Here is a 25,750-nt window from a genome sequence, read left to right as displayed (position 1 = left end):
GATGAGGTACGCGAAATCAAGAAGCGTATTCAGAGCAAACACAAGCAAGTAACAGTTTAATTCTCGTTATCGAGAAAAGATGGGGCGGGGGTGAAGATGTATGCGGGGCATTAAGCCGCTATCTTTTATGTTGCGTTTTTATTCTCAAAGTTCATTTCTCACTTAACTTTGCCTTCCGTTCTTGAGAAAGTCGCTGAATTCTTTTTCTTCTTTTGCTATCAAAGTTTTGTTCACGAAGATGAAATGTTGTTCATCTATTTCCTTAAAGTTTAAAATTCCGTCCTCGAAACTGTCTGATTACAATTTATTATTCCTCTGGCATTGAAGCGATAAGGTCTTGCATCTCCAACGCACCTAATGTATCAATCATCGGAATAATTACAGGTGAAATTGCTTTAGTAATTTTCTCAATTGTTGTAAAGATGTTTTCACTGTCGTCCGTGTCATCTGTTTTTTGTTCCTTGTCATTGTCATTAATTAATGCAAGTCCGATAAGCACAAGTCCAAATTTATACTTGGCTTGAATAGCTCTTATCTCTGTGTTCTTCGCTGCTTTTAATTCTGAAAGCAAATGAATGTTGTCAATGTTTACAAAGTAGTCGTAACCCAATTCACCGCTATCCTTAACTTTTAACGCTGAGTTTTCATTGAACCCTTGAGTAGTCCAATTCTCTCTTGGAACTTCAATGATATTTGGTAAAGCAAAACCGTCAGGTTTTTTTGTTTCGTCACCTGGTTGATTTGATGCAGGTGGCTTTCTTTTTCCTCCTTTTGATTGTTGCTTGTTCAGTGGCTCAATAACTTTAATATAGAATTCTTCCGTGAACGGTGCTGCTCGGCTAATATCATTTACTTCACTTCTGAAATGAACAAGGTCTCCAACTTTAGAATTCTCTAGCAAAACATTTAGGTATGCGTTACCATTCCAAAGATTGATGTCCCTGTTTTCAGATTCTTTTCCATTCACAAAAAGTTTGAAAGTGCCTGGGTCTTTACTTCTGTCAAAGTAATCATTAGCAACATCAGTATTAAACTCAACTCTGAACTTGCTATTCTGATGTGCTTGCTTTGGATTTTCGTGATTGAATTTTTTGGTCAAAGTAAAAATTGTCGGAAAATCTCTGCCATTGTACTCCTCAGATTTACCTGCATTATTTGTGTTGAAAGGATTTATAAGTTTCAAACCTTGAACGAAAAGCTTTGAAAGTGTTGGTGAATTTTTTAAAAGATTCTGTAAAACTTCAGTTAAGGGTTGTTGGTCTGAAAGTTTTGTTTCTATTTCTTCTCTGCGTCTTTTATCTTTCAAAATTCCTAATCCAGGATGTTTCTTTAACACATCTTCCAACTCATTTTCAATTTCCGTTTTAAGTGGGCACGTGCTTAACCTATCACGACTATTCATAAATAAATCTTCTCTTGCTCTACCGTCAATATCTGAACAATCAAGAATTACTAGAATTGATTCTGCTAAGTAACTAAGTCCAACTCCTTTCCTGTTGAAGAACGGTTTTGATATGTAACCGTGAGTTTGACCATTGATTGTAAACACAATTCCCTCGTCTTTAGTGAACTTCTCGTGCTTTCCTTTTTTGAAAACATAAATTGAATACTTCATTTGCTGTCCGCTAACAGTCATTGAACCTGAAGTTGGAAAATTATCTTCAATATTTTCTGAGCGGTCTTCATCTACACGAACTGATAAACCAGAAAGAATTGTTTCATAAGTGTGAGCAGAATAATTTTTCCTTCGCTCGTAAAGCTTCACAGGTAAAGCAATACTCGGCATTAAAACCGAAAGTTTATTGTAAAGGTCAAAATTGACAATTGTTCTAAGCCCTGGTCCAATTTTATATTCAAACAACTTGATGTAAGTTCCCCATTGCATAGGTTTGCAGTAAGGTTCGGGATAATCACCTGGAAGGATTAGAAGTTCATCAGCTGGGAAAAACAAAATATGATTACTTGGTGCTAAGTATTTGTAGTTTGAACTTCTTGCTCCATGTTGTGGGTCGTCTCTACGGATTATTGTGAAACCCCAAAAATCTTTCATCGGGTCGCTTTCGTATTCCGCAATTCCTGGATGGCGTTTTGAAATTATTAATTGAATGTTTCTCTCTCCACAAAAACGAAATACTCCTGTTCCTCCCATGTTGAATTTACCCTGTACAAAAGGAATACGAAGTTTATTTGATTTTCTAATTGACAAAATTGTGCTATGAAGTCGTGCAGGAGATTGTCCTTCACCGCTATCAAAAATTGCATAGTTAGGGTTTGTCTTTTGTCCTGTTGCTACAAAGCCAATGTTCTCCGCTAACTTACTTCTCTCTTTTGGAGAAATGTTAGTCAACTTTCCGTCAAAGATTTGATAATACTTTACAAGAGCATCTTTGATACTTTGCGGTGCATCTTGACTTTCGGGGTTTATGTCTTGGCGTAAACATTCTCCCATGAGCATTGCATCAACAGAGTTTATTATCTTTTCAACTATTGCTGATTCAGGTTTGTTCTGCTGATTGCCGATGATTGAATAATTGTTTTCGTCATCACCGAACAGTTGCCAATTCTCTGGTCTGTCCCAATACTTTTCCCGTTTCAAAATTTCAATTATTTCATCTTCGGTTTCGCAATGAACCAAAGCTAAACAGAGGTCTTTAAGTTGCATCATTGTTTTTTTTTCTTAGCAATGTCAGTTTATGTGATTGTGAACATTAAAGCATTTTCTGGTAATATCTAAAATCTATTACTACGATAAAATTCAAAGTTTATTTCTGTCCGACAAGTACAGAATTGGAATTGCATACTTGATTTCAGCAAATATACACCATTCCTCTTTTCAATCAAACAAAAAACAAAAAAAATGGAGCCCACCGGAAGGTGGACTCCATTTCATCGCACAAGAAATTTATTCTTATGCTATCACTGCGCTGACGATTTCGGTTTTTGGTCCGGGCTGTCCGGTGGTGTTTTGCCACCAACCGAGATAGTAAACCGTCTTGCCGACATCCGAGGCATTGAACGTGACAACGTACGGCGTGGCAGTATCAAGGACTAAAAAGCTCATCTCTGTTTCATCCACCGGTGCGGGTCCGCCAATCTTCCGATAAATCATACAGCCAAGAACACCCTTCGGTTTTCCCTTGCTCTTGGGAGTGGTCTCATCAAAAAAGTGAATGGTATGTTGCAGGTGTGTGCTTGTGTCAATACGGAACATCGGACGAGTGGAAGGTTTGGGCGATGCAGTCGGCGTGCTATCCGATTGAGTAATGCCAACCTTGATTTTCTGGTCAGCAGGAATTGCATCGTTTTGGTTCACCTTTTTCAAAACCGATGACATGGTTTTGGTGAGCTTCTCCCGTGAATCATCTTTCTTCACGGTTGCCGCCCGCGCCGCCGATTGCGCGCTGAGATGCGTTCCATAATCTCCGCTCCACGTATTGGTGTCATTATCAACAGCCTGTTTGTCAGTATCAGTAATCTGATACGCGCCGGAATTATCAACAAGTTCTTTTTTAATTTCCGTGACAGTTGTGTTAAACCGTTCGTCTGACATGTTTCTAAATTTGGGAATTGACATATAACTAAGCTTCCTATATTATTTTAATTATTTGAAAAAAAGTTATGCCTGCAAGCAGAGCATAATCCGTTATTTAGTGTGATGTATAAACTTATAGTAAAGGAAAAAAATTCCTTCGTTGAAGGAAAAGATTCCCTCGTTGGAGGGGAAGATTTCCTCCAAGGAGGGGAAGATTTCCTCCAAGGAGGGGAAGATTTCCTCCAAGGAGGAGAAGATTTCCTCCAAGGAGGAGAAGTTTCCCTCAAAGTAGGGAGAGATTTCCTCCAAGGAGGGGAAGATTCCCTTCAAGGAGGGGAAGTTTCCCTTCAAGGAGGGGAAGTTTCCCTCGAAGGAGGAAATCATTTCCCTAAAGTAATATCGTGCATTTTCAGGCTGATTTTAATAATTATGAACTTTCAAATGTCATTCCGTCACCCGTTTGACTATCTGTCACATTTTCCATATCTTTGTACCGAACTTTTGAAATCAAACCACGAATACGAACGAATTAAACAATTTTACTTCCCGATAGCCATCTGCTCATCGGGAAAACTTTTCTATGCCTGAACAAAAGAAACAAGTCTATCTTGAAACATACGGTTGCCAGATGAACGTGGCGGACTCGGAGTTGGTGTTAGGTCTCCTCGATAAGGATGGCTACGACATTACCAATTCGATTTCCGATGCCGATGTCATTTTGGTGAACACGTGTAGCGTGCGAGAGAACGCCGAGCAACGTGTGTATGGTCGGCTTGGGAAGTTCAAGCAATTAAAGAGAGAGAGACCGGAGGTTGTGGTCGGCGTGCTTGGTTGCATGGCGGAACGATTGCGCGATAAACTGACGGGAGAAAAAGCAAAGAGTGTCGGACAGATTGTTGATTTGATTGTCGGTCCGGATGAATACCGGAAAGTTCCGGAACTTGTGAACAAGGCGTGGGATGGCGAGAAGGGAATTGCCGTGCGGCTCTCCCGTGTGGAAACGTATGACGACCTTGCACCGTTACGTACCGATGGAATCAGCGCATGGATTACGGTAATGCGTGGGTGTGATAAATTCTGTACGTTTTGTGTTGTGCCGTTTACGCGTGGGCGCGAGCGAAGTCGAACAGTGGAAAGCGTTGTGAAGGAAGTGGAAATACTTTCCGCGCGTGGCTTCAAAGAGGTGACATTGCTCGGACAGAACGTGAACTCGTTTCGTGACGGGAATGATGATTTTGCTGATTTGATGAAAGCTGTTGCTGAAGTTGATTCTTCGATTCGTGTACGGTTCACAACTTCGCATCCTCAGGATATGTCGGACAAACTGATTAAGACGATTGCTTCGTATCCGAACATCTGCAAGTTTATTCATCTTCCCATTCAATCCGGCTCGGATAGAATTTTGGAATTGATGAACCGGACGTACAACCGCGCACATTACATGCGCTTGTTGGAGAAAATCAAAAAAGAAATTCCCGACGCAAGTCTTTCCACCGACATCATCACTGGATTCCCGACGGAAACGGAAGAAGACCATCAGAAAACACTTGACGTGATGAGAGAAGTACGGTACGATGGCGCATACATGTTCAAGTATTCTCCGCGAGAACATACGCCTGCGTTCACCATGATTGATGATGTGAGTGAAGAAATCAAAACAAAACGCATAAATGAGATTGTAGAATTGCAACAACGCGTTTCGCTTGAAAATAATCAAGCGCTCGTCGGCAAGATATTTGAGATTTTGGTTGAAGGGGAAAGTAAGAAATCATCTGACGACTGGCAGGGAAGAACGGACGGAAATAAAATGGTGGTGTTTCCGAAAGGTAATTTCAATGTTGGTGATTATATCAATGTGAAAATTGTTCGCGCCAATTCGGGGACGTTATTCGGTGAAGTTGAGAGTGTTGTTGAGGAATTGGAGGTGGCAGTCGCGTGAACGTTATTCGTCATTGGTCATTGGTCATTAATCATTTGGTTGACGGTTGTCGGTTGGCAGTTCGTTGTTGTACTTTGTTCCTAATAATTTACCTTACACTGCTCACTGCTCACTGCTCAACGCTCTATGGACAAAACTCAAAACCCGAAACTCAAAACAAGAACGAAGTGGCTCAGGCAATCCAACTCTTAGAGAAGGGTGAAGTGAATGAAGTCAAGTCTCTTCTGCCTGAACTGATCACGAAATATCAGAACGATGCGGGTGTGGTGTATCTTCAAGGGAGATTGGCGACGAATGCGAATGAGGCGAAGCAATTTTATCAAACCATTCTCAGCAACTTTCCGAAAAGCGAGTGGGCGGATGATGCGTTGTACCGGTTGTATCAATACAATTATGCGATGGGTTTATACAGAACTGCAAGCGCTCAACTTCAACAACTTGCAAAAGAGTATCCCGAATCGCCGTATGTGAAGAGCGTTCCGAAATCGGATTTGCCGAAAGTTGATAAACCGGTGACAGTTGCGAAGGAACCCGAAGTGCAATCAAACAAAACAGAGACGAAAAAAACGAACGAACAGGAAATTAAGCCGCAAGGAAGTCAGGAAAGATTTACGTTGCAGGTTGGCGCGTTTTCTACATCGGTGAATGCAGAAAAAGTGAAAAGCAGTTTTGAAGAAAAAGGGTACAAGGTAGAAGTCGCAAGCAAAGTTCAGAACGGAAAGAGTTTGTACAAAGTGTGGGTTGGCGGATATAAAACACGTGACGATGCAGAGAAAGCATCGAAAGAAGTGAAGTCAAAATTTGGTTTAAGTTCAATGGTGATTGAACGGTGATGAACAGCGAGTCTCAACAAAAAGAACTTGGGATTGTCGGTGAATCGCTGGAGATAAAAGAAATTGTCCATGTGATTCAACAAGTCGCACCGACGGATATTACTGTGTTGATAACAGGGGAGAGCGGAGTCGGGAAAGAAGTCATCGCTAAGGCTATTCACAAAGCAAGTTCAAGAAAAAACAAGCCGATGATTTCCGTGAACGCCGGAGCGATTCCCGAAGGAATTATCGAGAGCGAATTATTCGGACATGAAAAAGGAGCGTTCACCGGCGCTTCAGAAACACGGAAGGGATATTTTGAACTTGCTGATGGCGGGACAGTTTTTCTTGATGAGATTGGGGAACTTCCTCTCGGAACACAAGTGAAATTTCTCCGCGTTCTTGAAAGCGGTGAGTACATGCGAGTCGGCTCCGCTACGCCGCGCAAAGTGGATGTACGGGTGATTGCCGCAACGAATAAAGACCTAAATTTTGAAGTACGTCACGGGAGATTTCGTACAGACCTTTATTTTCGCTTACGCCCAATCAACATCAATATCCCAGCACTGCGTCAGCGTGTAGAGGATATTCGACCTTTGATCGAATATTTTACAGAGCAATTATCAGAAAAGAAAGGTTATCAGTTTGGGGGTATTTCAGAGGAGGCGATTGAAACACTAGAGGCATATTCATGGCCAGGGAATGTAAGAGAACTAAAAAATGTTGTTGAAAGTTTGCTTGTATTAGGTGGCGGAGTACGGATAGAATCTGATGGTGTGAAGCGGTACTTACGTCTTTATTATCCCCCTACGCGAAATTTACCAGTTGTAACAAATAAATCTCCTGAACAAGCAGAACGCGAATTAATTTACCGCGCATTGCTTGAAGTGAAGAACGACATCATGGAAATCAAACAGATGTTGCAAAAACCTGTGTATGTCAATCAGGATATGATAGTGAAGATGCCTCTGCTTGATGTTGAGAACTCGCATGATGCGCCACCTGCAGATTCATCGCACTTAGACGAATCGGTAATTCCAATCAAAGAAATGGAAAAGCGGATGATTATCGAAGCGTTGAGAAAATATCATGGGAACAGAAAGTTGGTCGCGAAAGCGTTGAACATCAGTGAGCGGACGTTGTATCGTCGGGCGAAGGAGTATGGAATCGAGAACCTATGGTAGCGAAGTTAGTTTTTAGTTTTTTATTGTTAGTTTTAGTTGGTTTAGTTGTTGGTTGCTATTCGTTCACGGGTGCGAGCGTTCCGCCGCATTTGAAGACGATTGCAATTCCTTTGTTCGATGACCAAAGCGGTTCGGGAGAACCGAATCTGCGGGAACAACTGACGAACAAGTTGCAGGAAAGTTTTATACGCGATAACAATTTCCAACTTGCGGATAAGCGAACTGCAGATGCGTTGCTTGAAGGAACAATCACTTCAATGCCGAATGAACCGGCGGTATTAACAAAAGGCGAGCAGGTAACAAAGAACCGCGTTACAGTGAACGTGAAGGTTCTCTACCGTGACCAAAAAATGAAGAAGCAAATCTGGGAAAAGCAATTCTCCCGCTACGCTGACTACGATATTTCCGGTGGTCCATCTGCAAAGCAAGCCGCTATCACAACCGCAATCGAACAATTGACAGAAGATATTTTGCTTGATACTGTTTCGGGGTGGTAACACTAATAAATCCTAATATCGAATTTCAAAATCCTAAACAAATCCTAAACGAGAATTCTCAAACTTATTTCATTCGCGTCTAATATTTTCGATAGTAGATATTCGAATTTGTCCCAAAGGGATCCCTTCGGGGTTTAGGATTTCGGATTTACAAATTAGAAATTCAAACACACACTGAGTAAATTGATTCTAAAAAATAAATGGCTGATACAGTAATTGGTGTATATTTCGTTTCGTTAACGCTCTTGTTCATGTTTGGCTCGAGCGGCTTCATCATGGTCTATTATTATTTGAAGTATCGGAACAAGAAAATGGAGACGCCGCCTGAACTGACACAATTCCCGATGGTGACCATTCAACTTCCGATGTACAACGAAAAGTATGTTGTCCATCGTTTACTTGAAGCGGTCGTGCAGATGAAATATCCGAAAGAGAAACTTGAGTTTCAGGTACTGGATGACTCGACGGATGAAACAACGGAGTTTGTCGCGGAAGAAGTCGAACGGTATCGTCAGATGGGGCACGACATAACGCTTGTCCATCGAACAAATCGTTCGGGATATAAAGCGGGCGCGCTGAAAGAAGGCTTACTGACAGCGAAGGGAGAATTCATTGGTGTATTCGATGCGGACTTTGTTCCGAATCCTGATTTCCTGATGAGAACGATGCCCTACTTTTTGATGGATGAAAAAATCGGGATGGTGCAGACGCGGTGGGAACACATCAATGTTGATTATTCGCTTTTGACACGCGCACAAGCAATGTCGCTCGATGCGCATTTTGTTATCGAGCAAAATGTGAGGAACAAAGCAGGATTCTTTTTGAACTTTAATGGAACAGGAGGAATCTGGAGAAAATCGTGCATCGAAGATGCAGGCAACTGGCAGGCGGATACGATTACAGAGGATTTGGATTTGAGTTACCGCGCTCAGTTACGCGGATGGAAATTCCGTTACCTCAATGATGTTACATCGCCGGCAGAACTCCCTTCGGAAATCAACGCGTTGAAAACGCAACAGTTCCGGTGGACAAAAGGCGCCGTGGAAACTGCACGAAAGATTTTACCGATGGTGTGGAAATCGAAATTGCCATTCAACAAAAAGATGGCTTCGACGCTTCATCTCACCGGCAACGTTGTTTTCCCGTTTATTTTGTTAACGGGAATTTTAAATGTGCCGCTCATTTACATCAAACATCAGGGCGGGTACGAAATGTATTTCGGAATCATGGCGGTGTTTGTGCTGGCGTTTCTCGGTTCATTTTTGTTTTACATGTATTCACAGAAAGCTGTCTATCGCGATTGGCAGAGGCGGATGTTGTTGTTTCCTCTCTTCATGGCGGGAAGCATGGGTTTTGCGGTGAACAATACACGGGCAGTCATCGAAGGAATTTTCAAAAAGAAATCCGAGTTCGTGCGCACCCCGAAGTATCGCATCGTTGATAAGAAAGACAAGTGGCATGGAAAACATTATGTGCCTGTCAAACTCAGTTTCACCGTTGTTATCGAAGCACTGCTTTCGATTTATTGTTTGTTCGGCGTCGGTTCTTCGATTTATTATTTAGAAATTGCCGCCGTGCCGTTTCAATTATTATACACAATGGGATTCGGGTTTGTCGGCTGGCTTTCGATTGGTCAGGCATTTACCGCACGCCGTCTCGCACTTGCCGCCCGAAAACAAAAGTTAGAAACAAATCAGGTAGAAGTATTAGCCTCATAAGACATTATGGAATTTGATGAACTTCAGGCGCGTGTTATGCGCCGCTCCGATTCTCCTCTCTTTGCACGACTTGCCTACATGTTGCTCGAACATGGTGACGTGAACGAAGCAAAAGATGTATGTTTAAATGGAATCAATCAGTACCCGAAATACGCATCGGGATACATTGTCCTTGCAAAATGTTTTGCCGCTGAATCGGATTTTGAAGAGGCGTTGAGAACGCTTTCACAGACGAGAGCAATCTTCCCGGATTCTGAGCAACTCTTCATCTTGAAGAATGAATGGGAGACAAAAAAAACGAATGTACCGGTTCAACCTCTTCAATCGGCAAAGGAACAACCCAAACAGTCACAGGAAATGATTGAGTTTCAGGGAGAGTTTGTCAGTCCCACGCTTGCGGAAATTTATGTGAAGCAAGGATTGATTGTTGAAGCGATTGAAGCATACGAAAAACTCATCGAGATGAAACCGGAACATCGCGGCGAGTTTGAGAAACGAATAGGGGAGTTGGAGAAGAAACTGTAATACACTTTTCGAGTGTCATTCTGAGCGAAGCGAAGAATCCAAAACGTTTGTAGAGTTATCTGGATTCTTCACCCCCGATAAATCGGGGGATTCAGAATGACACCGTTCTCTTTTATGGACTGATGAAGAATTATTATGTGTACATAATGACGAACAGGAGAAACGGTACCTTGTACACGGGCGTGACAAACAATCTTGAGCGTCGAGTTTATGAACACAAACATAAATTGATTCAAGGATTTACGTCTAAATATGGACTTCATCAATTAGTGTACTTCGAGGATACTATTGATGTGAACGCGGCAATAGCACGAGAGAAACAAATTAAAGGATGGGTCAGAAAAAAGAAACTCGCTTTAATTGAATCAATAAATCCCGAGTGGAAAGATTTGAGTGAAGGGTGGTATGATTAAATAACCAAGCAAAGCTTTGTCATTCTGAGGAATCCCGCTTTAGCGGGTGACGAAGAATCCAGAAAACCGGTTAAGTGCTAAATTCAAAAAAATCTGGTTTCTTCATCCCTCTGAAGCAGGATTCAGAAGGACGGTACATCTTGTCTAAATAAAAAGTCCCGTACTCGACGGGACTTTTTATTTACCGCATGAGCGGTGAAAAGATTTAAATTTAATTACGCGGCAGGAGTCGCGGCAACAGCCGCAGGTTGTAAGGAAGAGACGAGTCTCTTTAACTGAGACTTTTGTCGAGCCGCTTTGTTTTTGTGAATGATACCCTTTGCCGCAAGTTGGTCTAAGATTTTGTACGCACGGTTGAGAGCGGTTACTGCTTTGTCTAATTCCTTCGTTTCAGTAACTCGTTTTACCACGGTGTTCATTATTGAATTATCACGGCGGTTGCGTACCTGATTCCGAATTGCTTTTCTTGCCTGCTTTTGGGCTGATTTATGTCGTTGCATTAAATTCCTATTCTATTGATTTTTCTAAAAACGCCTGCAAATATAGGAATTTCCGAGAAACTTACAAAACCAATTTGTAAACCGAGATTCGTCCGCGTATATTGTCGCAGTCAAAAATTGCTCTTTGAATTTTTGGGGTGTCCCGTTCGACAGAGTCGAACGGGACTGAGATTATACCCTTATCACCTGATCTGGATTATGCCAGCGTAGGGAAATTGAACACGAGTTTCATGCCGTCATTCATTTTACCACGTTGGTAAAAAGGATAACGGCTTTTTATTTTGTGTTTGATTGAAAGAAATTTTATGAAGAAAATATTGTATTGTTTGATGTACTGTTCGATTGTTTTGTCATCACTGGTTGGACAAGAGTTGGCAATAGCAGAACGTGACACGATGTATTATTTATCTCCCGTGATTGTGAACCCGATTCAGGCGAAGGAACGGGAAACACCGGTGACGTTTTCCAACTTGAAGCAGGAACAATTGAAAGAGAGATACACTGTACAGGATATTCCCGTTCTGCTTTCCGAGATGCCTTCGATGACATTTTACTCGGAGAACGGAAGCGGCATTGGTTACAATTACATTAACTTGCGCGGTTTCGACCAGCGACGTTTGTCGGTGATGATAAATGGCATACCGCAAAACGACCCGGAAGACCACAATGTCTATTGGATTGACTTTCCTGATTTACTTGCAAGCACTAGCGATATACAAATTCAGCGTGGCGCGGGAAGCGCATTTTACGGACCTCCGGCAATTGGCGGTTCGATTAATCTTGTAACGACTCCGTTTAATGAGAAGAAGGGAATTAAACTCGAATCACTGTTCGGCTTTCAGGAGTTTGGCGGGAGTGAAACAAAACTTAATACAAGAAAATATGAAGTCTCGGTCAACTCAGGAATGATTGAAAACCAATATGCACTCTTTGCAAAGTTAGGAAAGATACGAAGCGAAGGATACCGCGAACACTCGTGGGTGGATTTGAATTCGTACTTTCTCGGCGCTGTACGATTCGACAAAGATATGACTACGCGATTTCACTTCTTTGGAGGACCGCTTTCTGACGGACTTGCCTATTATGGATTGCCCAAATTTGTGAATGAAGATTTACAACTTCGACGTGTCAATCTCATGTCGGATTTATATAAGGCAGATACCGTAACAAAAGATTTATCTTCCATACCTCGCCGCCGCCCGCAAGAGGTGGAGAATTTTTTCCAACCGCACTATGAATTGATGAATGAATGGCGATTATCTCCCACATACACTCTTTACAATACTTTGTTCTTCTACACAGGCGAAGGTTCGTTTGATTATGATGCATCATGGGCTGATACTTCGGCGTTACGTATCGGTTCGGATTGGGGAATACCGGCAACGGAGAATCCTTCAAACACACTTGTTCGTGCGTATGTTGAAAATCAACAATTCGGTTGGTTGCCGCGTTTGGAGATTGAGCACGAAAACGGAACCTTAACCCTCGGAACTGAATTGCGTATTCATCGCTCTGTGCATTGGGGAAAAGTTCAGTATGCAGAAAACCTCCCTTTCGGTTACGACCCGGATTATCATTTCTATGAGTACAACGGAGAGAAAGATATTGTTTCGTTGTATGCACACGAATTATATCGCCTCGATAGTAATCTAACATTGATGGGAGACTTGCAGTTTGTTTACAATCGCTATGGGATTGCCAATGAAAAATTTCTGAACAACAGTTTCAGTATGCCGTATAGTTTTGTGAATCCACGAATCGGCATCAACTATAATTTTCATCCTGAGTGGAACGGATATATTTCACTTGCTTACACTTCCCGCGAACCGAGATTGAAAAATTTGTACGCAGCGGAAGACCAATGGTGGTCGTGGCAGGGACCGCAGTTTGAATCGGATACAACAGGCGGAACGATGAAATACAATTTTGATAAACCGCTCGTGAAGCCGGAACGATTGTTCGATGTTGAAGTGGGAGTTGCATATCAAACAGCAGATGCGCAGGTGACGGCTAATCTTTTCTGGATGGAATTTACCGATGAGTTAGTAAAGAATGGTCAGGTGGATATGTTTGGTCAGCCGGTAACAGGGAATGCAGAACGTACGCGCCACATCGGGCTGGAGTTTGACGGTGTCGCGAAGATGAATGATGAGGTTTCGTTGAGCGGAAATTTGACAATTTCACAGAATAACCTCGTTCGGTTTTCTACATTCAAAGATGCAAGCGGAAATGATTTGACAGTTCCGTTTTCGCTCGATGGTAATTCAATTGCCGGATTTCCTGATGTGTTGTGTAATCTCCGGGCAACATATAATTATGAAGGAGTTACATCTTCACTTGTTGCAAAATATGTCGGTTCGTTCTTTACAGATAATTTTGAAAACGGCATGAACAAAAATGATGAGTACACCGTCATCAATTTTGAGTTCTTATATCAAATGCCTGAAGTATTGGGAATGGAATTCAATTTGCGTGGTGAAGTTCGGAACTTACTGAACAAATTATATTTGATGAGCGGCGAGGGAGATAAATTTTTCCCGGCGGCGGAGAGAAGTTATCTTGTTGGAGTAACAGTTAATCTCTGAGAGTTTCCTGTTTTCTGTTTCCGGTTTCCTGTTTTGAGGTTCTAGATTTTTGTAAATCAAAAAATGAAAGCATTAATTATAGCAAATGGTTCTTTGCCATCGATGCGGATTGTTCGTTCGTTAGAACAATTGGCAGATGTTGTAATCTGCGCGGATGGAGGAGCGAATCATGCAAGAGCGTTACATATTCAGCCCACAATTATTCTCGGTGATTTTGATTCGGTGACTGCTTCGACGAAGAGGTATTTCAAGGATGTACCACAATTGCATATCAATAATGAACACAGCACGGATTTAGAGAAAGCGATTCAATACTGCATTGAGCAAGGAATCACCTCGGCTGATATTATTGGTGCGTTCGGAGATAGGTTAGACCATACGACGGGGAGTCTTGGATGCTTCAAAAAATTCGGGAAGAACATTGGATTACGATTTGTTGATTCGGTTGGTGTTCTCACAAGAATAAAAAAATCTGAAACCATCAAAACAAAAAAGGGGGAGAAACTTTCGCTTATTCCTTTCGGAAGATGTGTCGGTGTTACAACGAATAATCTCAAGTATGAACTGAATAATTCCGTCGTGGAAATTGGAGTGCAGGAGGGAATAAGTAACGAGGCGCTTTCGTCGTCTATTTCAGTTTCAGTGAAAAAGGGGATTCTCTTGCTTTATCGTTTTCATTGATTCGATGCTTGATACTCATAATCTCAACTACTCAACTACATTGTACTTTCGAAATTGATTCATCTCGGTTTTCCTGATTACCTGATTATCTTTGCGTATTTCGGAATCATACTTTTTGTAGGATTTCGTTCAGCAAGAAAAAAGCAAACGAGTGATGAGGATTTCCTTCTCGCCGGACGTTCGCTTACGCTTCCGGTCTTTGTGATGACGCTCGTTTCGACATGGTACGGCGGGATACTTGGCGTCGGTGAGTTTTCTTATCGTTACGGAATTTCAAACTGGGTAACACAGGGAGTCCCATATTATATTTTTGCGGCGATATTTGCTTTTGTCCTTGCAAAAAAAATCCGTGAAACAAATCTTGTTTCCATTCCCGATAAGTTGGAGCAATCGTATGATAAGAAGACGGCGCTCCTCGGCTCCGTTCTCACGTTCATTCTGATGACGCCCGCGCCGTACATTTTGATGCTGAGTATTTTTCTCCAAATGCTCTTCGGATGGAGTATGTTGGTCAGTGTACTTATTACGGCAGTTGTCTCCGTTTCATATTTATTTTTTGGGGGATTTCGTTCTGATGTGGATACAGACAAAGTCGAGTTTGTGTTCATGTTTCTTGGCTTCGCGATTATCATTCCGTTTTGTGTCTCTTCCTTTGGCGGGCTGGAATTTCTTCAATCAAAGTTACCACCGTTGCATTTAACGATGCATGGGGGAAATTCGTGGCAATATATTCTTGTCTGGTTCTTTATCGCGTTGTGGACGCTCGTTGACCCTGCGTTTCATCAACGTTGTTACGCGGCGAAAGACGGAGCGACTGCACAAAAGGGAATTCTTGTTTCGATTTTGTTTTGGCTTGTGTTTGATTTTCTCACAGCAACTGCAGGATTGTACGCACGAGCCGCGCTTCCGAATCTTGAAGAACCGATGAAAGCGTATCCGATGCTTGCCGAAGCGGTGCTTCCCCCGATTGCGAAGGGATTATTTTATGTCGGAATGTTGGCGACAATCATGTCAACACTGAACACACTGGCGTTAGTTTCGGCGCAGACGTTGGGGAGAGATATAATTGAGGGATTATCAGTGAATGGTTTTTTGTTTAGAGGTTTGAGTTTTGGGTTTCGTGTTTTGGGATTTAAGATTCAGGATTCAGGATACAGCATTCAGGATTCAAGTGACGAGCAAAATGAGAATTCTGAAAATCCGAAATCCGAAATCCGAAATCCGAAATCATCTTCGATAACGCTGATTCGGTTTGGTTTGATTATTTCATTTCTCGCTTCTGTAATTCTTGCATTGCTGGTTCCGAGCGTAGTGAAAATTTGGTACACTCTCGGAACAGTGGTGATTCCGGGTTTGCTTGTGCCGTTGGTGTCCGGTTATTTTGAGCGACTGAAAATATCAGCCCGCTTTGCTTTTCTTTCAATGTTGTTCGGGTGGCTGACTTCTCTGTGCTGGTTGATGCTCGGAAAAGATGGTGTTTATCCATTCGGAGTTGAGCCGATGTATCCCGGACTCAGTGTCTCATTGTTGATGTGGGTGATGGGAAAATTAGAAAGAACCAAATGAAAATATAGGTGTCGGAAGTTTCCTCCCGACACCGTTGTTTGTGCTTTCAGAGGATACTCTTCTTACAACCAATACCTCATAGAGAACGACCAGTATTTCATATCAGTCAGTATGTTTCCTAACATGATATTGAGTTCGCCGTAGTCTTGGTGTTGAAATGTCACTCCGGAATTTGCTGATAGTGAAAGACCGTCCTCTTCTCTTTCGTAATCGCTGCGTTGCGACGTGTAGTAATACGATGTATTAGAATACGAACTGTTGTAACGTTTTCCCTTCAGGTACATCGGTTCTAATCCACCACGAAAATATACGTACTCGTTCAATGTATATTCAACTCCAATTGGGAACCTGAGTGCATAACTTACTAATTTTTTATTTGACGATTGCGATTGGGTTGATGAATCAGTGGTTGAACCACTTTTAGAATATCTTTTTCTGTAATCAATATTATCAAAAGTATTACTTAAATAAGCGATTGATGGTCCGAAGAAAAGTGTGAACCATTCTGAAAGATGATGTTCAAAGCCTGCACCAAATTTCAAATCCCAGATTTTTCCCTTGGTTGAATGAACACCGGTTTGTTTTGATTGTGAACCACTCGAATCATAATTAAGTCGTGTCCCTGAAAGCTCATACGATGTGTATCCGATTTCAGATACATATTTTGTGTAATTATTCTCAGAAGAACTACTACCGCATCCAACAAGAATAAATACACCTTCCGCATCAACAGTACTGGGGATATGCTGGCGTTGAAAGTATTTTGATGAAGAAGTACCGGAAAATGAATAGGTTGTATTATCATACGAGTTAGTTAAATCATATGAAGAGAGTAAACCGCGTAAACGAACATCAAGTTCGTGGTTTTCACTTGCAGAAGTTAATCCGAATTCAACTTTGTGAATATTTCCATTCGTAGAATAGTCTGAATATCGAGCAGAATTACTTCGATAAGAACTGGAAGTGCTGGTACTTATTCTATCGGTTCTACTGATGTTATCAATGTTCACGTATTGATAGAGGATTCCAATTCGCTTATCCTCCGAGACCGGTTTCGCAACACTAAAAGAAATATTGTATTGATGAGGCGAATATTTTTGATTGGTAGTTTCGGTCGAAAATGAACTGCTTGTTCCATACGATGTATATTGATTGGAAGTAGTTGAGCGTAAATTATCTAATCCTACAAACGCACTGGCAGAAAAATTATCTGTAGGGAAATACCCGCCCAGGAGAAATTTTCCACCACTATATACTGAACCAAGGTCTCCGAACAATTCTTTTTTGTCGGAGAGTGCATTGGCAGAATTAAGAAAATAATCGGAATAAGAATCTCGTATCAATCCTGAAAAGCCATCCGACATACTTCTTATTCTGATAGATGTATAAGAATCTCCTCCACGAGGAATGGTGAAGTATCTCGACCCGATATAAAATTCGGATGAATAAGTTTCTTCAAGCAGATATGGATACGAAACGACATATTGCGCGGAAAGAACATTGATGAACATTGTGATGAAGATAATGATGCAACATAATTTGAATCTCATGGCGTTCTCCTGTAATGGTGATTGAAGATGTTTAGTTAATTTGAAATCAGCGTTATTTTGCTAACTGTGTTTGTAAACAATGTTGAACTTTTCATTAGTTCCTCTTTCAGAGAGTTATTATTTTTTGGGTGTCTCAGTAAATGATGTTCTCAACCGCACAAAATTCTTTTCAAAAACATTTCCCGTAAGTAACGGTTTCAGAACAATAGCAGAGAGATTGGATGGACTGAGCATCGGAGAATCCGGTTGCGATTTTGGATACGGCATTCCCCAGCCCTGCCCGTTAACTCTTCCTCTTACCATTTTAAACCGCTCTTCTACATGCGATTCATACTGAATGCTTGAAGGACCTTTTGCCAACCATGTCCTTGAATCCGTTTCTTGTAGATAGCCGTTTACGGCTACTCTGTTTATTGTTTTAAACCAAAGGCACGAAGAAAAAGTACCAAAACTCACTGTCACAGTTGCAGTATCAAGTAATATTTGGTCTGTAACTACTGTATAGTTGTTTCCTCCATACGTATAGGTTGTACGACGCCTATATGTTTCCATCGCAATGAGTGTTTCCGGTAATGGCGCAGGAATACTATCAAACAGTAAGAGTGGTTGACCTTTTGGTTTTACGCCGGCATAACCAAACTCGCTGTAATAAAATTCGTTCTGGTGATTGTCAATGGTTGTAGCATATAAAACACGGTTGACTGTAATCAGCCGGTTGAATTTTTCCCAGCTACTATCTGACCATATTTTGTAATACGAACTTTCAAGTAGCGCACCGTAACCACGTACCGAAATTTTCTTCGGTGGCGGCGGGGGCGGAGGACCCGATGGTTGTTCATCCTCTGAACATGAGATGAACAACAGGAATACAATTGTAGTGAGATATGGTACAATGGTTTTCATACTGACCTTCAAAAAAACTTATGTTCTTGGTAAATTTTTAAACGGCGTATCACGGAACATATCTTTTACGCCCATATTAACTGCCGCATACATCTGTTAATCGAACAAAAACCGTATTCCTACTTTCAGGACAAAATAGTTATTGATTTGGTGGTTGTGTTATTTCTATATTTTTGTCTTGGGTATCAATATTCACACAGCGGCACAGTTGCGTAATGGTCTTTGACCCGTAGGGAATAGTTCGTGATGCACTTGGTTGAAAGATTGCATTGATGGAGCGTTGGAGTCGTGGATTGATGGAGTAAGGAATATTCATTCTGAAAAACTCCATTTCTCCATTCCTCCAACACTCCATCACTCCAACACTCCATCACTCCAACACTCCAACACTCCAATGGTCACGCCTTCAAATGTTTAATCTGACTATACTCATCCGAGCGAAGACCATAATTGCCGGCGACGTACTTTTTCGTCTCCTGTAAAATTTTGGCAACGCCACTTGTTTGGGATGTGTATTCGGTTAAGCGTTTCTTCCGGAGCGGTTTCAATTCTTTGTTCTCCATGTTGTGGATAAGCGAGTTCAATTCACTGAGACGGTCAACATCGGTTTTGAATTTAGCAAGAGTAATTTTTTCATCCGCAGGAGCGTAATCGGGGATGGTTTTGATTGTGTCATAGACTTTCTCCGCATGTTTTACCATTGATTCAAAACTCTGCTCGGAGGTGCTACGGGTTTTATCTTTGTCATCCACAGGTTTGCGACGGGTGGAACTTGGCGCCATCTTCGCGAGGATTTTTTTCAATGTGTCAACATCGGAATCGTACTCATCTCCCAAGCCATCAACATATTTGATGATTTGCCGGGTGAGCCGGACGAGTCCATCCTTGCCATCCTCTTCCTCCTTTCCGTCAACGAGAATGTTCCGCTCTGTCTGAAATCCCCGGAGGACATTCTCCTTCTCGTTGATGGTTGTATCATAGCCGTGGAGCGTGTTGATTTTTTCATCTAAGCTGGCGGCTTTGATTGCATTTTGTCTTGGTGAAAATCCAGACATTGAAGTCGTTGCATCCCGCAAATCCCTGATGGTCTGAAACATTGTAGGAAAGTTTTTGTCTGCCATAAGTTTAATCCTTGATTGTTATGAATAGTTAGTTGATTATAGTTTTGAAAAATTTGTTTTCTTTTCCGGGGTGTCACGGTCCATACCGTGACACTGATGTTGCGTCATGGAGTGGTCCATGACGCCCTTGGATTATTTTAATTATTCCTTTTTAGATTCTTTTTCTTTTGCAGCCTTAGTAGTTTTTGCAACTTCTGCACCTGCCTTTATCGCTTCACTGAGGACAACACCCCACGGTGCTTTTGCATCAGTTGACATATGACTGAAAGCATTAGGTTGTGAGACATTCCAATTAAAAGCTTTTTCCATATCGTCAATTGTTAGTTCACCGTTATGAAGGTGAACAAATAATCTTCCTTGGCGTAAGGCATGTCGCCGTTCTAACAGCCGTTCAGCCTGGTCTAACATAGCTCGACCAAATCTCCAAAGCCCAACCGCTGCGAGAACTAAAAAACCATAGAACGTAAATCCAAGGATAAATTTTTCTGCAACAGAATACCATTCACCTGTTTCGCTGCCATAATGAATGATATTCCTTTCTAAGGAATCAATTTTTGCATACATCAAACCGGTTTTTGAATCATAAACTCTCATAACAATTTGTTGAATTGTATCTTGATTAGCCGTACCATTCTTATTGATTATTGTAATTTGGCTTTGATCAGTAATCTTTCTATTACTTTCATCCCAAATATTCAATCGCTCGATAACATCATTTAATGAAGTATGGGATCTGTGTAAATACAACGCACCGGAAAAAACGGTAGCGAAAACTATCGTTATCAGTCCAAGAGTGTAAGCAAAATGCCCCCACTTTTTGTATTTCGCCGCTTGAATTTCAAGGTATGTTATTGCTTTTTCAACAAATAAATCGGTGATAGCGTGTTTATAACTTATTAGTCCCGAACTTCCAAATGGGGGTTCGTATATTTTTTTTTCTACTGATTGCTTATAATCAAATCTATCACTGTTATTAGAATCTCGAAAGTGCTTTGTTTCGGTTATTTCCAAATTTTCATTCTTCTTCTCGATCCTTCCACTGAGTTGCTCCTCTGTTAATTTGGTTAATATGCCGAGTTGTTTATACCGTAGCAGTAATCTTCGGAATACTAATCGTGAAACTTTCTCGTGGTCTCCGAGAATGACTTTATGGTCGAAAGGTAATAGTCCTAAAAATCGTATTCGATTATTCTCATCCGGTTCATCAAATAATTTCCAATACCATTTTCGTTCTTCCGATCTACCTGCAAAGAAGAAATCCAATCCTATTTTTTTTAAGTTCTCTTGCGCTTCCGGTGGTAAACCGTGTACTCCGAAAATATCCTGATGTGGATGATGTATGGTAGAGTATCTTCGCGTGAAGAAATACAGTATGGCATACAGAATAATGACGAGAAAACTAAAGAGAAGAACTGAAAATAAAAATATGAAAAAATTCCATGTAAAATTGATAATAGTCTCCATTATGGTTTTCCTCCGTTAGGTTTGTTGTCCTTATCTTTGTTTTCAATCGAATTTAACAATTCGGATGTAAGTTGTAAGCCGGATTCATTCAAGATAATTTGTGCTATTACCAAATCTTTAATCTTAACATCTGAAATCCTTTCTATCGTTTGAATTGTTCTTTCGAAGTCTTGTTGTGGTTTATCGTTGCCCTTAGATGATGTATGTTTAGCATCTTGCATGATCTTCAAACAGTACATAATAATAACCGATAACACCAATCCAAAAAAGAGTACTCGTTCGCTTTTTGTATAATTTGTATAATACATTAACGTTAAGACAGCGATTACCAGAATTAAAATAAATCCAAAAATAATGTAGAAAAGATTGTTTTTTTTATAAGAAGGTTCGGTTAATGAAGTCCGTACTTCTTTTTTCTCACGTTCCTGCTTAGGACCGTTATCACTTGTTATTTGACTCATAATGTTTCTAATATATCTTGATGTTTTTAGCTCGTGGGGCTGTCTCATAAGTCTGATTATGATGTAGCCGCAGACTTTATGTCTGCGTTTTTGATTTAGAAACGCAACCATGAAGTTTGCGCCTACAATAAAATCTAACTTTTGAGACAGCCCCATGTTCGTTATTGACGCTCTTGCGTCCGTTATATTATTAAATTTATTTTGAATCATGTTCCATAAAGACGCCGGTCAACGACTCGTAGAGAGCGTCTCTGCCACTGTGGTTGTCCAAAAGGAGTTTCGGAGTTCAGAATTCGTCATTTGATATTCGTTATTCACTCAAATATCAAATGTCGAATAATGAATATCGAATGATGAAGACCATTTCGGACAGTCACAAGATGGTATATACTCTTCGGAGCATAATTCCTTTCTCATTCTGTTTTGTGTATATCCGTTTTCAAACACCTCATACACAAACCTGCGGGAAACTTATGCCTGTTTGTTCATTGCATTTGCTTCCCTGCTCGTAGCGGAGGCAAGGTTGCGGTTTCCTTTTGCTTAGATGCGCCATCACACATGCTAAGATGCGCAGTGCGGGAGCGTGGTTGCAACGTGCGTGGGCTTCCCTGCGCAATGCGGATGCTTGGTCGCGCAATGCGGTCGCTTGGATGCGCAAGGAAAATGCTCGTATGCAACGTGCGGATGCCCGGATGCAAAAAGAAAATGCAAGGATGTTCGCATCGAACAAGAAAATAGTGTAAGTATTTACAGATATACTTTATCAAAGAGCAGTAACATATTGATATTATTACTAAACCTTGAAATCGTAGCGGGTAAAAGACCGCGATTTCTTCAAAATCTACATACAAAGCAAATGATTGCTTTGTGCAAACTTACCTGTTGAAATCAGATGCCAATGCGATAGTTGATTGACAACTTCAAAGTTCATTATTCAACATTCATTATTCGACATTCATTTGAATAATGAATATCGAATTGAGAACGTCGAATGATGAACGCTTATAACAACAGTCAGAAACAACACGGAACTTCTAAGGAAGGCTGGTGCGGGAAGTACGATGGAACTTTAGGACTATCCCCATCCTCAGAACGATTCACGTTCTTCGTTTCGTCTTAACGACTTTGCAAACTTACAAAAGGATTTTTAAAAATCCAAGAAATATTTAAGAAAAATCTTAAAAAAATGAGGCTGTAAATTGTCGTTTGTTATAGTCATTTGTCATTGGTCATTGGTCATTAGTCATTAGTGAATTTTCTTAGGATTGAATTCCACTAAAGTTCTTCATAGCAAATGACGAATGACAAATAACAAATGACAAATGACAATTGACATTCACCAATAAATGATTTCACGCCGCGAGGATAGTTGATTCTTTGGTTCGTAATTGAACGCCAATCTTTTTTAAGAACTCGGCGGGCAATTCTCCTCCGGCAAAGATGAAGACAACATCGTTCTTGATGTTATGAATGAGATTGCTTTGTTCTTTGATGATTGCTGATTCAGAAGTAATCTCCATGACTTCAGAGTTGAAGAGCGCATGTATCTTCCCGGCATGAATCATCTCCTGAATTCGTTGCTCGTTCTTTTCTTTCAATCGAACAAATGATTCTCGCCGGTAACTGAGTGTAACGGTATTTCCCTTTTGCCGCGCCAAACCAATCGCCGCTTCAACTGCGCTATCGCCTCCGCCGACTACCAACAAATGTTTGTTGTTGTATGACTCGGCTTCAATCAATTTGTAATAGACTTTCGGAAGTTGTTCTCCCGGCACACCAAGTTTGCGGGGACTGCCTCTTCGTCCGAGCGCAAGCACAACATTTCTTGCAGTGATTGTTTGTGTTGATGTTCTGACGGTAAAGAATGTTTCTTCTTTTGTGATTGCTTCTACTTTTTGTTTTGGTTGAATGTTCAACTCATGATTCTTAATAAGAGAATTGAACAGCACAAGCAAATCCTCCTTGGAGATTTCAGAATATTTCAACTTGCCATAGAGCGGTAATTCAACCGGAGAAGTAAGAACGAGTTTCTGTCTCGGATAATGAAGGACGGAGCCGCCGAAATCGTCTTGTTCTAATACGATGTGAGTGAGTTCTTTTTCTTTTGCGGAAAGAGCGGCAGAGATTCCGGCGGGACCAGCACCGATGATTGCAACATCAAACGTTGTGTTGGAGTTTTGGAGTGATGGAGTGTTGGAGGTTGCAATATGTTCGATTGCTTTTTTGGCTTGTTCAAACGCGTTGCGGATTAACCCTACGCCTCCAAGTTCGCCGACGATGTATAAGCCTGCAATGTTGGTCATAAAGTTTTCATCGTAGAATGGTATTTCCATTCCTTGCTTCGGCGTACCGAACGTCATGGTAATTCCATTCACGGGACAAGCATCTGCACAAAGCGAATGACCGATACAACGCGCTCCGTGAACAACCGCCGCTCTGCCATCAACAATTCCAAGCACATCTTCGGGACAAGCACGGACGCAACTTCCGCAACCAATACAAGTCATGACATCAATGCGTGGATGAAGCGTGACGGGTTCGTGCAATCCGACTTTTACATTTTTCTCCCGTGCCTCTTCTGCCTGCTTACGATGCAGTATCGTTCTTCTCCAATACGGAACACCGACGAGTAGAAGGAGAACTAAGAAGATGAGGAGCGTGATGAGGGATTCCATCAGAATCTCCAACTCACATCGGCAAAAAGATTATAGCCGTTCGTGTTTGAGCCGCTCAGCCACTCAATGCTTCCCCAAACAGTCAGCCGTTCAAGAAAGAGCGTCATGCAATCAATCCCGAACGATTGTGTGCGTCGGGTTTCATCGAGTTGCTTGATGTTGTGAGAATATGTTTGAACGCGTGCGCTGACATCAAATACATTGCTGAATGTTTTTTGCAAGGAACCGCCAATGCCGAGCGTTCTGCTTAAAAGAGTTGAATTGATAGTGAATAAAGTTCGTGCCGATATTCCCTGATTGAATATATTTGAAACTGATAGTGATGAAGAGTTTGAGAACTCACTCCCGAAACCTTCCGTTGATGAACGGGGTGAATATGTATTGTAGAAAGAAATACCCGAAGGGAAATAGAAGTTAAGATTCACGTTAAGATTGTTGCGTGAAGTTCTATCGAACATGGAATCAGGAATCAACTGAACCGATGAATAGGAATACATCGAGCGGTAGGAATTATATCCGAGCCCGAAAGTGAAGAGGGGAGAGAAACGATAATTGATGTTTGAAAAAAGATTTGTCAAACGTGGAGCGAGTTCAAAGTTGTTTCCTGATTTTGTTCTCATGTCAATCTCCGATTGTGCAGTGAGGGAAATGTTGTTTGTGATGGAACTAAACAACATAGCGCTCACAACTTCGCGGTCAAGTTGTGAATGAAAGTACGTTCGTGCATAAGAAACATTGATATTGGAACGCAACACACCATCCGATTGAAAATTTCCGAACAGAGAAATCTTTTTGAATTCAGTCGAGATTCCTCGTTGAGAATAACTTGGTTCAAATCCACCTGTCAATCCGACAATAAAATTATTGAACTTTCTCGAAATCAAAACGCCATCAATGTATCCAACCGAGGGCGCGTGTTGTGGAATAATTCTTCCTACGGAAAAACGATAAACACTATCATCATAATCAACCGAAAACCGATAGAGCCGGGTTTGGCTTGTGCTGTTTGATGAAAACGGACTTTGCGTTCCCATAACTCTCGAACGGAAGTTTGCATACACATCAAACTTGAAGGGTGAGTTATTGAACGCGCCTCGAAGATTGAGAACAATTCCGGGTTGAGTGAAAATCAGGTTCGCATTTGATTGGACGGAAGAAGAGTATTGGAGTGAAATGCGTCCTTGAAGCGATATGAGATGTGAGTTTTGAGATGTGGGTAGTTTTAGTTTTTCAACTTCTGCAATCTCAACTGTAGTATCTTGTTTAACAATTTCCCGTTTTGAGATTGGTGGTTGTTGCTCTTCCTTTTGTTTAGGAAGTTCAACATCAGCAACAAGCGAATCGCCAATAACCAATTTCCTTTTGGTTGATTGAATATTACAAACCGAAGATTTAGAACTTGTGGCAAAAACCATGAGAGTCGCAACCGTATCATTTTTTGATACCACAAACAGAAGACTTGAATCTTGCACGCCGGCATTACGACCAAGTGAAGTATAGACTGCATCCTTGACGATGTAGGTAATCGTTCCTCGAACTTGCGTTGTTTGTGAAACCCCAACGGAAGCGAGTAGCATCAGGCAAATAAATACAATACTAAATAATTTCATGTTAGGGCAATGAT

22 protein-coding genes and 1 riboswitch are annotated in these 25,750 nt (G+C 41.2%); of the genes, 10 read left to right on the top strand and 12 right to left on the bottom strand.

The features are described 5' to 3' along the window. Nucleotides 1–307 precede the first annotated feature (307 nt). From HY960_03085 to HY960_03075, 3 genes are all read right to left on the bottom strand, one after another. Complete coding sequence (locus HY960_03085) at nucleotides 308–2,665, bottom strand: hypothetical protein (protein MBI5214717.1); 2,358 nt, start codon at nucleotides 2,663–2,665, stop codon at nucleotides 308–310. A gap of 243 nt (nucleotides 2,666–2,908) precedes the next feature. Next, on the bottom strand, nucleotides 2,909–3,574 hold the full coding sequence (locus HY960_03080) for a hypothetical protein (GenBank protein ID MBI5214716.1): 666 nt from the start codon (nucleotides 3,572–3,574) through the stop codon (nucleotides 2,909–2,911). Between the two features lie 69 nt (nucleotides 3,575–3,643). Beyond that, nucleotides 3,644–3,916 (bottom strand): hypothetical protein, encoded by a 273-nt coding sequence (locus HY960_03075; protein ID MBI5214715.1) that lies wholly within the window; start codon nucleotides 3,914–3,916, stop codon nucleotides 3,644–3,646. Nucleotides 3,917–4,112: 196 nt separating this feature from the next. On the opposite strand from HY960_03075, the gene miaB reads away from it, so the two are divergent. The 7 genes from miaB (at nucleotide 4,113) to HY960_03040 (ending at nucleotide 10,620) form a co-directional block, all read left to right on the top strand. After that, nucleotides 4,113–5,471 (top strand): tRNA (N6-isopentenyl adenosine(37)-C2)-methylthiotransferase MiaB, encoded by a 1,359-nt coding sequence (gene miaB / locus HY960_03070; GenBank protein ID MBI5214714.1) that lies wholly within the window; start codon nucleotides 4,113–4,115, stop codon nucleotides 5,469–5,471. After that, the gene (locus HY960_03065; GenBank protein ID MBI5214713.1) at nucleotides 5,468–6,304 is read left to right on the top strand and encodes an SPOR domain-containing protein; all 837 of its coding nucleotides are present in this window, start codon (nucleotides 5,468–5,470) and stop codon (nucleotides 6,302–6,304) included. The genes miaB and HY960_03065 overlap by 4 nt, the downstream gene beginning before the upstream one ends. Further along, entirely contained in the window at nucleotides 6,304–7,467 is a 1,164-nt protein-coding gene (locus tag HY960_03060; GenBank protein MBI5214712.1) for a sigma-54-dependent Fis family transcriptional regulator, read from the top strand. Before HY960_03065 ends, HY960_03060 begins: the two co-directional genes overlap by 1 nt. Further along, nucleotides 7,461–7,964 carry an LptE family protein gene (locus HY960_03055; GenBank protein ID MBI5214711.1) on the top strand — a complete coding sequence of 168 codons (504 nt, stop codon included), beginning with the start codon at nucleotides 7,461–7,463 and terminating at the stop codon, nucleotides 7,962–7,964. Before HY960_03060 ends, HY960_03055 begins: the two co-directional genes overlap by 7 nt. A 200-nt stretch (nucleotides 7,965–8,164) precedes the next feature. After that, nucleotides 8,165–9,682 carry a glycosyltransferase gene (locus HY960_03050; GenBank protein MBI5214710.1) on the top strand — a complete coding sequence of 506 codons (1,518 nt, stop codon included), beginning with the start codon at nucleotides 8,165–8,167 and terminating at the stop codon, nucleotides 9,680–9,682. Nucleotides 9,683–9,688: 6 nt separating this feature from the next. After that, nucleotides 9,689–10,207, top strand: a complete 519-nt coding sequence (locus HY960_03045; GenBank protein ID MBI5214709.1) for a hypothetical protein — start codon at nucleotides 9,689–9,691, stop codon at nucleotides 10,205–10,207. 122 nt (nucleotides 10,208–10,329) lie between these two features. Further along, on the top strand, nucleotides 10,330–10,620 hold the full coding sequence (locus HY960_03040; GenBank protein ID MBI5214708.1) for a GIY-YIG nuclease family protein: 291 nt from the start codon (nucleotides 10,330–10,332) through the stop codon (nucleotides 10,618–10,620). 215 nt (nucleotides 10,621–10,835) lie between these two features. Here HY960_03040 and rpsT read toward each other — a convergent pair whose 3' ends face one another. Then, nucleotides 10,836–11,120 carry a 30S ribosomal protein S20 gene (gene rpsT, locus HY960_03035; protein ID MBI5214707.1) on the bottom strand — a complete coding sequence of 95 codons (285 nt, stop codon included), beginning with the start codon at nucleotides 11,118–11,120 and terminating at the stop codon, nucleotides 10,836–10,838. Nucleotides 11,121–11,243: 123 nt separating this feature from the next. Continuing rightward, nucleotides 11,244–11,350: riboswitch (TPP riboswitch) on the top strand. A 75-nt stretch (nucleotides 11,351–11,425) separates the two neighbouring features. Between rpsT and HY960_03030 the strand changes: the two genes are divergently transcribed. The 3 genes from HY960_03030 (at nucleotide 11,426) to HY960_03020 (ending at nucleotide 15,952) form a co-directional block, all read left to right on the top strand. After that, entirely contained in the window at nucleotides 11,426–13,705 is a 2,280-nt protein-coding gene (locus HY960_03030) for a TonB-dependent receptor (GenBank protein ID MBI5214706.1), read from the top strand. Between the two features lie 63 nt (nucleotides 13,706–13,768). After that, entirely contained in the window at nucleotides 13,769–14,386 is a 618-nt protein-coding gene (locus HY960_03025; GenBank protein MBI5214705.1) for a thiamine diphosphokinase, read from the top strand. 54 nt (nucleotides 14,387–14,440) lie between these two features. Next, on the top strand, nucleotides 14,441–15,952 hold the full coding sequence (locus HY960_03020; protein MBI5214704.1) for a sodium:solute symporter family protein: 1,512 nt from the start codon (nucleotides 14,441–14,443) through the stop codon (nucleotides 15,950–15,952). Between the two features lie 62 nt (nucleotides 15,953–16,014). Here HY960_03020 and HY960_03015 read toward each other — a convergent pair whose 3' ends face one another. The 8 genes from HY960_03015 to HY960_02980 all read right to left on the bottom strand — a co-directional run bounded on the left by HY960_03015 (nucleotide 16,015) and on the right by HY960_02980 (nucleotide 25,736). Then, nucleotides 16,015–17,502 (bottom strand): hypothetical protein, encoded by a 1,488-nt coding sequence (locus HY960_03015; GenBank protein MBI5214703.1) that lies wholly within the window; start codon nucleotides 17,500–17,502, stop codon nucleotides 16,015–16,017. Nucleotides 17,503–17,619: 117 nt separating this feature from the next. Continuing rightward, nucleotides 17,620–18,405: a hypothetical protein gene (locus HY960_03010; GenBank protein MBI5214702.1), complete on the bottom strand. Its 786-nt coding sequence runs from the start codon at nucleotides 18,403–18,405 to the stop codon at nucleotides 17,620–17,622. 398 nt (nucleotides 18,406–18,803) lie between these two features. After that, a complete protein-coding gene (locus HY960_03005) occupies nucleotides 18,804–19,526 on the bottom strand; it encodes a hypothetical protein (GenBank protein ID MBI5214701.1) in 723 nt (240 codons plus the stop codon). A gap of 141 nt (nucleotides 19,527–19,667) precedes the next feature. Then, nucleotides 19,668–20,990, bottom strand: coding sequence for a hypothetical protein (locus HY960_03000; protein MBI5214700.1), 1,323 nt, complete (start codon nucleotides 20,988–20,990; stop codon nucleotides 19,668–19,670). Then, nucleotides 20,990–21,451 carry a hypothetical protein gene (locus HY960_02995; protein ID MBI5214699.1) on the bottom strand — a complete coding sequence of 154 codons (462 nt, stop codon included), beginning with the start codon at nucleotides 21,449–21,451 and terminating at the stop codon, nucleotides 20,990–20,992. Before HY960_02995 ends, HY960_03000 begins: the two co-directional genes overlap by 1 nt. A gap of 485 nt (nucleotides 21,452–21,936) precedes the next feature. Next, nucleotides 21,937–22,218 carry a hypothetical protein gene (locus HY960_02990; protein MBI5214698.1) on the bottom strand — a complete coding sequence of 94 codons (282 nt, stop codon included), beginning with the start codon at nucleotides 22,216–22,218 and terminating at the stop codon, nucleotides 21,937–21,939. A 585-nt stretch (nucleotides 22,219–22,803) separates the two neighbouring features. Beyond that, nucleotides 22,804–24,126 carry an NAD(P)-binding domain-containing protein gene (locus tag HY960_02985; GenBank protein MBI5214697.1) on the bottom strand — a complete coding sequence of 441 codons (1,323 nt, stop codon included), beginning with the start codon at nucleotides 24,124–24,126 and terminating at the stop codon, nucleotides 22,804–22,806. Next, on the bottom strand, nucleotides 24,126–25,736 hold the full coding sequence (locus tag HY960_02980) for a hypothetical protein (protein MBI5214696.1): 1,611 nt from the start codon (nucleotides 25,734–25,736) through the stop codon (nucleotides 24,126–24,128). Before HY960_02980 ends, HY960_02985 begins: the two co-directional genes overlap by 1 nt. Between the last annotated feature and the right edge of the window lie 14 nt (nucleotides 25,737–25,750).

This window comes from Ignavibacteriota bacterium (genome assembly GCA_016212665.1).
Taxonomy (GTDB): Bacteria; Bacteroidota; Ignavibacteria; order UBA10030; family SZUA-254; genus FW602-bin19.
This window is presented reverse-complemented; position numbering and strand designations above follow the sequence as displayed.

Bases quoted from the DNA above. Each gene is read 5' to 3' on its own strand.
- HY960_03045 (MBI5214709.1), top strand. From the start codon at position 9,689: ATGGAATTTGATGAACTTCAGGCGCGTGTTATGCGCCGCTCCGATTCT.
- HY960_03060 (MBI5214712.1), top strand. From the start codon at position 6,304: ATGAACAGCGAGTCTCAACAAAAAGAACTTGGGATTGTCGGTGAATCG.
- HY960_03075 (MBI5214715.1), bottom strand. From the start codon at position 3,916: ATGATTTCCTCCTTCGAGGGAAACTTCCCCTCCTTGAAGGGAAACTTC.
- HY960_03005 (MBI5214701.1), bottom strand. From the start codon at position 19,526: ATGGCAGACAAAAACTTTCCTACAATGTTTCAGACCATCAGGGATTTG.
- HY960_02980 (MBI5214696.1), bottom strand. From the start codon at position 25,736: ATGAAATTATTTAGTATTGTATTTATTTGCCTGATGCTACTCGCTTCC.
- HY960_03085 (MBI5214717.1), bottom strand. From the start codon at position 2,665: ATGATGCAACTTAAAGACCTCTGTTTAGCTTTGGTTCATTGCGAAACC.
- HY960_03025 (MBI5214705.1), top strand. From the start codon at position 13,769: ATGAAAGCATTAATTATAGCAAATGGTTCTTTGCCATCGATGCGGATT.
- HY960_03000 (MBI5214700.1), bottom strand. From the start codon at position 20,990: ATGGAGACTATTATCAATTTTACATGGAATTTTTTCATATTTTTATTT.
- miaB (MBI5214714.1), top strand. From the start codon at position 4,113: ATGCCTGAACAAAAGAAACAAGTCTATCTTGAAACATACGGTTGCCAG.
- HY960_03010 (MBI5214702.1), bottom strand. From the start codon at position 18,405: ATGAAAACCATTGTACCATATCTCACTACAATTGTATTCCTGTTGTTC.
- HY960_03050 (MBI5214710.1), top strand. From the start codon at position 8,165: ATGGCTGATACAGTAATTGGTGTATATTTCGTTTCGTTAACGCTCTTG.
- HY960_02985 (MBI5214697.1), bottom strand. From the start codon at position 24,126: ATGGAATCCCTCATCACGCTCCTCATCTTCTTAGTTCTCCTTCTACTC.
- HY960_03015 (MBI5214703.1), bottom strand. From the start codon at position 17,502: ATGAGATTCAAATTATGTTGCATCATTATCTTCATCACAATGTTCATC.
- rpsT (MBI5214707.1), bottom strand. From the start codon at position 11,120: ATGCAACGACATAAATCAGCCCAAAAGCAGGCAAGAAAAGCAATTCGG.
- HY960_03080 (MBI5214716.1), bottom strand. From the start codon at position 3,574: ATGTCAATTCCCAAATTTAGAAACATGTCAGACGAACGGTTTAACACA.
- HY960_02995 (MBI5214699.1), bottom strand. From the start codon at position 21,451: ATGAGTCAAATAACAAGTGATAACGGTCCTAAGCAGGAACGTGAGAAA.
- HY960_03040 (MBI5214708.1), top strand. From the start codon at position 10,330: ATGAAGAATTATTATGTGTACATAATGACGAACAGGAGAAACGGTACC.
- HY960_03055 (MBI5214711.1), top strand. From the start codon at position 7,461: ATGGTAGCGAAGTTAGTTTTTAGTTTTTTATTGTTAGTTTTAGTTGGT.
- HY960_03030 (MBI5214706.1), top strand. From the start codon at position 11,426: ATGAAGAAAATATTGTATTGTTTGATGTACTGTTCGATTGTTTTGTCA.